This is a genomic window from Spirosoma endophyticum (assembly GCF_900112365.1).
GTDB classification, from domain to species: Bacteria; Bacteroidota; Bacteroidia; order Cytophagales; family Spirosomataceae; genus Spirosoma; species Spirosoma endophyticum.
This window is the reverse complement of the sequence record NZ_FOLQ01000074.1, coordinates 1-1,561: the sequence shown is the minus strand read 5'-3', so window position 1 is coordinate 1,561 and position 1,561 is coordinate 1. Positions and strand designations below refer to the sequence as shown.

The 1,561-nt window shown below is 50.3% G+C and carries 3 protein-coding genes; all 3 read left to right on the top strand.

Annotated features, from left to right (window positions below; translation table 11 throughout):
* Window positions 1-253: integrase core domain-containing protein (locus tag BM202_RS36465; RefSeq protein ID WP_218160661.1), on the top strand; the 253-nt coding region annotated here is incomplete at its 5' end.
* A 120-nt stretch (window positions 254-373) separates the two neighbouring features.
* Window positions 374-949 carry a DedA family protein gene (locus tag BM202_RS36460; protein ID WP_093835521.1) on the top strand — a complete coding sequence of 192 codons (576 nt, stop codon included), beginning with the start codon at window positions 374-376 and terminating at the stop codon, window positions 947-949.
* Window positions 950-1,134: 185 nt separating this feature from the next.
* A complete protein-coding gene (locus BM202_RS36455) occupies window positions 1,135-1,413 on the top strand; it encodes a hypothetical protein (RefSeq protein WP_093835519.1) in 279 nt (92 codons plus the stop codon).
* Window positions 1,414-1,561 lie beyond the last annotated feature (148 nt).

Genomic DNA, 1,561 nt, shown 5'->3' with positions numbered 1-1,561 from the left:
TTACCATCGCTCGATGAAGAACGTTCTGTTGTTGGAACACTACTACAGTCCGGATGAACTAAGAACTCGCCTAACGGAGTGGGTAGACTATTATAATCATCAACGGTACCATGAATCACTGGACAACGTACGGCCAGCCGATGCTTACTGGGGCCGCCAGGATCAGATCTTGGCCGAACGGCAAAAAATTAAGCAGCTAAGTTTGTCTCAACGCCGGAAAAGTCATATTTTTCAGCGAGCCCAAAGTGGCTAAAACCATCTCTTCTCTTTTCACCCGCATCTGTCCACTTTTACTTGACGACGTACAGCAGCTAGGAACAAAGACGCCACGAGTCAGTTCTTGCCTAAGACTGACCCGTTTATTCGACTACACATGCCTCTTGAGTCCTTGATCATTACCTATGGCTACCCGATCCTATTTGTGGGTGTACTACTGGAAGGCGAGGCGTTTTTGATCTTGGCTGCTTATCTAGCCCACCGAGGCTACTTCGCCCTGCCCGTGGTGATTGGCCTGGCCGCCCTAGCCTCCTTTACGATGGCCCAAATTTGGTTTGTGCTCGGCGATCGCTTTGGCACCGCTTTACTTAGCCGTCGTCCAGCCTGGCAATCGCGTCTGGTTCGGGTAGACGCCATGCTACAACGCTACGGCAGTAGCTTGGTGCTGGGGTTTCGCGCGCTGTTGGGCTTACGGACCCTAATTCCAGTCGCTATTGGAACATCAGCCTACCCAGCCCGCCAATTCACGCTACTGAATGGAGTGGGAGCGCTGATCTGGGCCCTGGTGGTGGCCTTGGCGGGTAACACGATCGCTCAAGGCTTGGAAGTACTCATCACGGATCTGCGACAGCATGAACTAGCCGCGGTCGTCGTGCTTGCCCTGATCGGTTTAGTTTGGGGGCTAATTCGTCTCTACCGCCAACCTAAGGTCCCGCTTACAAAAGGTGACTAGCGTAAAGACCAATTAATTTAGGCAGTAAGGAGTCGTATGCTATGGATGGCTTTTGAAGGTCAAAAAAGATCACTGTCTCACAATTCGCTCCCACATAAGACGATAAATCCCCTGCGATAAGTCGGCCAAGTTGTATCTTAGGGTTAGTAAACTAATTTTTTAGAAACCCTCAAGGCCCATTGTGTATGAAAACCATCAATATTGTTATTGACCTCCGCTCGTTTTTGCTGGGTGCGCTGACGCTAGGCGGCCTGCTGACGCTAATCAACTTTAAACCCGACCACGATGGCCAGCCCGACCCGGCGGTTCTGGATACCCGCCGGTTTGAGGTGGTTGCCGGTGATAAACAGACGATCATCCTGGACACCAAAACAGGACGCTTCATCCTCGATCCATTCAACACGCTCAAGCCGAAATGGGTGATCGGCGATTTTGAGGAGGTCCATAAGCGGGATGCCAAATAGATAAACCGCTATGTTGGGAAGAATAGGGGTTACCTTTTACGGCTCAAGAATTCCTCCAACTTGAGACGAATTAGCCTTCATGTTAACTTACCGCCTGTAAACTTAACCATCCGAAAATGCACCTGGATATACTTGAATTAAAGGAGTT

What these genes read in the sequence shown, in the direction of transcription:
- BM202_RS36460 (WP_093835521.1), top strand. Translation starts at nt 374, where the DNA reads ATGCCTCTTGAGTCCTTGATCATTACCTATGGCTACCCGATCCTATTT.
- BM202_RS36455 (WP_093835519.1), top strand. Translation starts at nt 1,135, where the DNA reads ATGAAAACCATCAATATTGTTATTGACCTCCGCTCGTTTTTGCTGGGT.